Consider the following 7,216-nt stretch of genomic DNA (forward strand, 5'->3'; position numbering starts at 1 on the left):
GGATGCTGATGATGTAAACAATAAGATAATGATATGTACAATAGATATAAATATTAGCTATATATTCTGTCTCATTACTATTATTTCAATATTGATTGAATTATTTCATATCAATTTATTTAATTATATAAATCAAAATTTCTATCTGTTGCATGTATAAATTTCTATTAATCTGAACAGGATGATTTATTAATCAAGATCGATATGATGAAAATCGTTTATCTACTCTGTAATTGAATGATCGAATTATTTAGATGCGGTTATCATAATATTTAGATTTCAGCGCGAGATGAGGCTGACTAAGAATAGTTGAAGAACACGAGTCCCCTCATGATAGATTTTTGATTTTGAAGCTGACTCGTCGGCTGATGATGCGACTGTGATGTCCGCTCAGAATATAGTCAGGATTTTCTCATGGCCGGCGTCGACCGTCACTGTTCTCTGAACCGCTGACTTAATATGTCATTGATCTAAGCCGGCTGATAGCATGAAGGCGTTATTCTTCCGCAGGCTCTTCTTTAAGAGACTTGCGCTGTCTTCCGGGCGTGCCCTTCTGGTAAAGCGGAATAAACGGTGTAATCGCTGTCGGCAGCGGCGTAAACGAGTAATTGTCGCTTTCAAGCAGCTCTATCAAACGTTTGTTGTAAAAGACTCGATCGCGGCCGTCCTCGGTTCTGGACAGAATATTGGCGTGCGCTAAGTCATTGAGAATGTGACTTGCGACCTGTCTACGTGTATTGATGTAGCTCGAAAGCTCACCGGTTCGGCAGGCCGGATGCATAAATATGGCCGGTAGGAAAGCAATGTGCGATGACAGACCGATATTCTTCAGATAGTCTTCTGTCTGATTGTATAAACGGTCAATACTGCGCAGCAGTTCAATACTCATCGAGGTCGCTTTCAGCAGTGTGCGAAGCATGTACTGAAGATATGGCGACCACTGACGCGTGCGCAAACCGTAAAGCCTTTCCTCAATTCCAAAATGCGCATTGGTGACGAGCGCTTTGCCAAGCTGAATGCAGGGCGCTGGGGAATTAAGATCGCGGCCCATGAGCGAAAGCTGCAGAAGAATCTGACCGATTCGTTCATTGTGACGGCTAAGCGGCGCAATCGCCATGAAATACAGATTGCACAGAAGCGAATGCACTAGCGGGTCGAGATCGTTCGGTGTGCGGCAGTAATTATCCCAGCGAACCAGTTCAAACTGAACCGCTTTACTGTCCGGAAATGTGTCCGGAGCTAAAAGACGCTCGCCGATGTCTTTATTCTGTCGCCACGTAATTTGGTCCGCCGGAAACTGGTTTGCGATCTGAATGATGGTTTTAACAGAAACCGGAGAGAAGGGCGCAGACTCCGCTCCGACGGTAAGCGCTTTAACATAATCGTCGAGAAGCACCAAAGACTCTACACCCGGATTAGGGACGATCTCCGAAAGAAAATAATCACTCAGGGAGACTTGATGATCCCGCTTCATGAGCTGATTCTTTGCCTCAACAATCGTCATCAGTCTTGATGAAGTTTCAGGGATGCGCGAAGTGGCAAAGCTGTATCTGAAATCGGAGAGTTCGCGGACAACTTTAAGGCATGTTTTTAGAATAAGTTCATTCTCCAGCCCTTCCGAATTGGAGGGCGGCGGAAGACTTATCGTTCCTTGAGAGGCCGCTTGTCTAATCTCTTGAAAGTGCATAGGTCCCGATTAGTTATGTTTCTATATGTTTTTAAGTTTGGTATTGTAATTCAACCCGAGAATTAGTGGTTTGCTTCATCGCCTGAGCTTCAAAGCTCAGAGTCTCAGTCTCTCTCAAATTACCTTGTTGCAATTTGATAACATGCGAAAAAAAACATGCTCATTTCGGCCGGAAAAAGTTTTATTATTCCGGTGTCGAAACCGGAGGATGACGTGAACAAACTTGGTACCAGACATCGTTTTCAGAAATTTGCGCCGCACAACATTACGCTTTCTTTAGAAGGCGCCCGCAGACGCTCGCTCTTCATGCTCGGCTATCAGCGTTATCAGACACGCGGAAAGCTCGACACAAGATCGCAGCCCTGGATGCAGGCGGACAAACTGAAAACGGTGGTTTAACCTCAAGCTTTTCATCTCAGCAGGAGCCTGATTTGTCGGGCTCCTGCTACATCTGTTACTTAGCCAGACGAGAAAGTGCGAGTTTTGCCAGCACTGTGGAGGCAAGCGGAAGCACTTCGTCATTAAAGTCGAATTTCGGGTTGTGCAGCGGCGTTTTGTGTTCGTCGTCCACGATGCCGATACGGCAGATCGTACCAGGAATCTTTGCCTGATAGCGGCTGAAGTCTTCACTGGACATGTAAGGTCCGATGGACGGGTTTACATTCTCTTCTCCCAGCATTTCAGTGACAAGCTTAATGGCGGATTCTGTCATTTCCTTGTCATTATTTACCGACGGAATAAGACGGATGTAGTCAACTTCAGCCGTGAGGCCGTGCGCCAGAGCGATTCCTTCAGCCATTCTGCGGATGGTTGTTTCGCATAAATCTCTGAGCTCGGGAAGAAATGTTCTTACAGTGCCCCCAAGCTGGACTTCTCCCGGCACCACATTGTATGTGCCGACCATGCCTGCTGAGAAATAGCAGATAGAAACCACAGCGGATTCAAGCGGATCAACTTTGCGGGAAACGATGGTCTGGAGCGCCTGATAGAGTTCAGAGGCGGCAGGGATAGGGTCTACGCCCTGATGGGGTCTTCCTCCGTGCGTGCCCTTGCCGATCAGTTTGATCGCGAAGCTGTCGGAAGCGGCCTGGATATGTCCGACTTTAAAGCCGATCTGTCCCTTTTTGAGACCTGGTTCATCGTGCGCTCCGATGATTTCTGCGACCTGATATTTTTCGAGCGCACCGCTGTTGACGATTGCAAGCGCACCCTGACCGGTTTCTTCAGCCGCTTGGAAGACGCAAAGCACGCGTCCCGCAAAATCCCGGTGAGCTGCAAGGTAGGCCGCGGCGCCGAGGAGCCAGGTCTGGTGACCGTCGTGGCCGCAGGCGTGGCAGCGCCCTTCAACTTGAGAAGACCATGGTTTGCCGCCGAAGTCCTTCATCTTGAGCGCATCAATATCGGCACGAAGAGCAACCGTTTTACCCGGCTCGCTGCCTTCAATGAGCGCAAAGAGAGAGCCTTTGCTCGTGGTCGTATCGATGTCTTTTTCCGCAACGCCGTGGCTGAGAAGGAATTCGCGAATTTTGCCAATCGTTCTTTCTGTCTCAAAGCCGCATTCCGGATGAGCGTGAATATCTCGGCGGAACTCTTTCAGCTCGTCATACATTGCTGTGATTTCCGGGAAACAGACGTCTTGTCGGACGGGGTTGTCCATGGGATTCTCCTGATAATGATTAGTTTGTAATATCGAAAGGATAGGTTTGTTGGGTAACCTTTTCAACACTTCGAGATAATTTGTCAGTTTTTTTGAACAAAAAAAAGATTTGCACAAAAATATTTTTTTATGCGGAATTTCCTGAAGATTTGTATTGTTATCGATAAAAAATGATTTTTCTAATACTACTTATTAAATGGGACGAGATAGAAATTATTTACACACTGATATAACCATGTGAATTTGTTAATTAAACAAACAAATTGAGATAAAAAATAAAAGGTCCCGTTTGGGACCTTTTTATTAAAATTCGGTTAATCGCCGATAATTTCTGCTAGGGAGGTTATTTTGAAATCGTCAGCCGTTTTTCCCTGCAGTTCAGCTTCCTGAAGCCAAACCGGTTTGCGGCCTCTGCCGGCCCAGGTCTGTCCGTTGGGGCCCATATATTTCGGCACAGCCGCTCCCTTGCGCATAATCCGTTTTAAACCGAGTTCGGCGGGCTGGAAATCAAATTTCTTAATAAGGTCTCTGCAGGTATTTAAAGCATCAAGGCGGTCCCTGCGTGAGACTTCTTTAATTCTCTCCTCCAGCGCTTCTCTTTCTTTCAATAAATCGTCTAACTCTGCCATTTTGGTTATCTCACTCAATTGATTTTATAGCGGAAATATATCACATTTTTTATTAATTATTTTTAAAAATATTTTATTTTTAATTAAATATGTTTAAAAAAGTCTTTTTTAAAAATATTTTTGATAATTGTATAAAAATATCCGTAGATACCCGTTCAGGTGTCTAAAATCGCAAAAATTAACCTGATTTGTTAATCTATTCGGCAATCTGTGTGAACTGTGACTGTCGGAGGAATCTTGAAAAAAACGCTTTTATTAATTGACGGATCCAACTTTATCTTCCGTGCGTACCATGCGGTACCGCCTCTGACGACTTCCGACGGCCGCCCCACAAATGCGATCCGTGGCTTTTTATCCATGCTTCGCGTGTTGATGAAGGATGTGCCGACCGAGTACGTGGCCTGCGTGGTTGATCCGAAGGGAAAGACATTCCGCTCTGACATCTATCCCGAATACAAAGCCAACCGGCCGCCTATGCCGGAAGAATTAGCGGTTCAGATCCCTGTGATTTTTGAAGGCGTGAAAAAGGAAGGAATTCCGTTTCTTCAGGTTCCCGGTATTGAAGCCGACGACACGATCGGTACACTGGCCAAGCGAGCGACCGCCGAAGGCTTCACCGTCGTGATTGCCACAGGTGACAAAGATTATGCCCAGCTTGTTAATGAGGACGTCATCCTTATTAATACAATGGGCAAAGATAATACCTGGATGAACACAGAAGGCGTTATTCAGAAGTTCGGCGTGCCGCCCGACAGGATCATTGACTATCTTGCGCTGATGGGCGACAAGATCGATAACGTACCGGGTGTTCCTAAGTGCGGGGAGAAGACCGCTGTTAAGTGGATCAATGAATATGGTTCGATGGACGGCGTGATTGAGAACGCGGACAAAATTAAAGGCAAGATCGGAGAAAATCTTCGTAATTCACTCGAATTCTTACCGACCGCGCGCGCACTGGTGACGATTAAAACCGACGCGGATTTGTCTGAGGAGGTGCCGACCTTTGAAACGCTCAGGCTGCGGGAACCCAATCGCGAAGAGCTGATGGATTACTACAACAAGCTCGAATTCAGAACCTGGGCTCGCGAGCTGAAAAAATCTTCGGCCGCGGGCGAGGTTAAATCTCTGGACTCTGCTTCTTCAGCCTCTAAACGCGCTGTGGTCGGCGCGGCTCCGATTGAAGGCGAGACGCTGGATCTCTTTGCTTCGGAGTCTCAGGCCGCGCCCGAGCGGAAACTCACGATTATTCAGGATGAGACTCAGGCTAAAGAACTCGCTCAGCATCTAGAAAAGCTCGCAGGTCAGGAAGAGATTTCCATGTATGTGATTAGTGAAGGCGAGGGACAGCAGAGTCTTCAGCCTTTGGGCGCCGCATTTGGCAGAGAAAACGGTGAGAGCTGGTACGTCCCGATAGAAGACGACATTCTGATGAGTGACGCGATTGCGCCGGAAGTGTTTGGCGATATTTTTAAGAATGTGCTGAATAATCCCAAGCTTGGCAAAGCGGGCTATGACATTAAGCAGACTCGCCATGTTTTTGCCAACGTCGGTCTGACGCTGGAAGGCATGCAGGACGATGTCATGCTTCAGAGTTATGTTTTGGAAGCGCATCGCTCGCACGCGATCGAAAAGCTTGCGATGAACTGGCTTCAGTATGAGCTCGCAGACGAGGAATCTCTTTTAGGCAAAGGAGCCAAGAAGAAGTCTTTCCGTGACGTCGGTACGGAAAAAACAGCTGAGTTTGCTTCTCAAAGGGCTTATGTCATAGCCCGACTGAATCGCCTCTTTAATAAAGCGCTTTCAGACGATAAGAAGCTGGAATCGATTTATCGGGATATTGAACTTCCGATTTCTCTGGTGCTCTTTAAGATGGAGCAGAACGGAGTTTTGATTGACTCCATGCTTCTCAATAAACAAACGGCAGAACTTCAGGCTCAGCTGAAAGAACTGGAAGAGAAGGCTTACGAGGCCGCAGGAGAGACTTTTAAACTTTCGTCTCCGAAGCAGCTGGGCGAAATTCTGTTTGACAAAATGGGCGTCATGATCGCGGACTCAAAGCCCAAGAAAACGGCTTCCGGCAACTACTCTACGAGTGAAGAGGTACTTTCCGAGCTTGCGGCGGACTATCCGCTCGCCAAGATCGCACTGGAATACCGTACATTGAGCAAGCTCATGACAACCTATACGGAAAAACTTCCGCATATGGTGGATAAGAAAGATGGCCGCATTCACACGACGTTTGAGCAGGCGGTTGCTGTGACGGGTCGTCTCTCCTCAACAAACCCGAATCTGCAGAACATTCCGATCCGCACAGAGGAAGGACGCAAGGTTAGGGAAGCGTTTATCGCCGCGCCCGGCTGCAAGCTGATCAGTGCGGACTACAGCCAGATTGAGCTGCGTATCATGGCGCATCTTTCTGAGGATCCGGGGCTGGTGGACGCTTTTAGGCATAATGCGGATATTCATACGGCCACAGCGGCGGAAGTTTTTGGTAAGGCGCGTGATCAGGTAACGCCGAACGACAGACGAATCGCCAAAGTGATTAACTTTGGTTTGATTTACGGTATGAGCGCTTTCGGGCTTGCGAAGAATCTCGGCATTGATCGTCAGGACGCTAAGAACTACATTACAAAGTACTTTGCGCGTTATCCGGGCGTTCGCGACTATATGGACCGGATTAAAGCGCTGGCCGATCGACAGGGCTATGTTGAAACAGCGCTGGGCAGAAGGCTTTGGCTTCCGGACATGCGTGCGGGCGGTATGCGCAGGGCTGCCGCGGAGCGAGCCGCCATTAATGCGCCGATGCAGGGTTCAGCGGCAGACTTGATCAAGCTTTCCATGATTGCGGTTCAGAAATGGATTGAAGACAAAAAGCTCAAGAGCAAGCTGATTCTTCAGATTCATGACGAATTGATCATGGAAGTTCCTGAAGACGAAGTGGCATTGGTCACGGAAAATCTTCCGAAGATCATGGATTCCGTTGTAACGCTTCATGTTCCGCTGATCGCCGAAGTCGGATCAGGCGACAACTGGGAAGCGGCTCACTAGAGCGTCCTTCGAGAAGTCAGACAGCAAAAAGCCGAGCGTGGAGCTCGGCTTTTTGCTCCTGAATTCCCAAAAACTAGATCATAAATATTACTAGTAGTTACACACAGTGCCCAAATTGCCCGTAAACCGGGCATTGGGCATTATTTTAACTGATTTAATAGATTATAATTATATAATCTACCTGGAGGGATTCAT

5 protein-coding genes are annotated in these 7,216 nt (G+C 47.4%); 2 read left to right on the plus strand and 3 right to left on the minus strand.

The window, feature by feature from the left end; all coding sequences use genetic code 11:
- Positions 1–496: 496 nt before the first annotated feature.
- Positions 497–1,687 (minus strand): Fic family protein, encoded by a 1,191-nt coding sequence (locus tag E5987_RS10025; protein WP_160335950.1) that lies wholly within the window; start codon positions 1,685–1,687, stop codon positions 497–499.
- 213 nt (positions 1,688–1,900) lie between these two features.
- On the opposite strand from E5987_RS10025, the gene E5987_RS10030 reads away from it, so the two are divergent.
- The gene (locus tag E5987_RS10030) at positions 1,901–2,086 is read left to right on the plus strand and encodes a hypothetical protein (protein ID WP_160335951.1); all 186 of its coding nucleotides are present in this window, start codon (positions 1,901–1,903) and stop codon (positions 2,084–2,086) included.
- A gap of 55 nt (positions 2,087–2,141) precedes the next feature.
- Here the strand turns inward: E5987_RS10030 and E5987_RS10035 are convergent, their stop codons facing one another.
- On the minus strand, positions 2,142–3,344 hold the full coding sequence (locus E5987_RS10035) for a M20 metallopeptidase family protein (RefSeq protein ID WP_160335952.1): 1,203 nt from the start codon (positions 3,342–3,344) through the stop codon (positions 2,142–2,144).
- Between the two features lie 314 nt (positions 3,345–3,658).
- A complete protein-coding gene (locus E5987_RS10040; RefSeq protein ID WP_160335953.1) occupies positions 3,659–3,973 on the minus strand; it encodes an H-NS histone family protein in 315 nt (104 codons plus the stop codon).
- Positions 3,974–4,210: 237 nt separating this feature from the next.
- Here E5987_RS10040 and polA point away from each other — a divergent pair, with 237 nt between their 5' ends.
- Complete coding sequence (polA, locus tag E5987_RS10045) at positions 4,211–7,021, plus strand: DNA polymerase I (protein ID WP_202074616.1); 2,811 nt, start codon at positions 4,211–4,213, stop codon at positions 7,019–7,021.
- Positions 7,022–7,216 lie beyond the last annotated feature (195 nt).

Origin of the sequence: Parasutterella muris (assembly GCF_009767915.1) — a bacterium.
GTDB lineage: Bacteria > Pseudomonadota > Gammaproteobacteria > Burkholderiales > Burkholderiaceae_F > Parasutterella > Parasutterella muris.